The sequence below is a fragment of the Brevibacterium sp. SIMBA_078 genome (genome assembly GCF_046534565.1).
In the GTDB taxonomy this organism is placed as follows: Bacteria; Actinomycetota; Actinomycetes; order Actinomycetales; family Brevibacteriaceae; genus Brevibacterium.
This window is the reverse complement of record NZ_JAWRYQ010000619.1, coordinates 1-233: the sequence shown is the minus strand read 5'-3', so window position 1 is coordinate 233 and position 233 is coordinate 1. Positions and strand designations below refer to the sequence as shown.

The 233-nt window shown below is 42.1% G+C and carries 1 protein-coding gene; it reads left to right on the top strand.

From position 1 onward, the window contains the following. Positions 1-222: hypothetical protein (locus SB749_RS21005; protein ID WP_410712025.1), on the top strand; the 222-nt coding region annotated here is incomplete at its 5' end. Between the last annotated feature and the right edge of the window lie 11 nt (positions 223-233).

Genomic DNA, 233 nt, shown 5'->3' with positions numbered 1-233 from the left:
ATGCGTCCATTAACCGTTGGCTTTGATTATGGTAGTGGACGCGTGACCTACACCTCTTATCATAATGAAGAAGGCAGCGATAGCTACTGCTATAGCTTATTACTTGATGGAACATTGAATCCTGTAGACTACACTGCTTGTCTGGAAGACCCAACTGAGGTAACCAGTATTCAGATAAGTGCTCAACAAAGAATCTTACAGTATCTGGTCTTTGAGCTATAGAGTGCTTGATC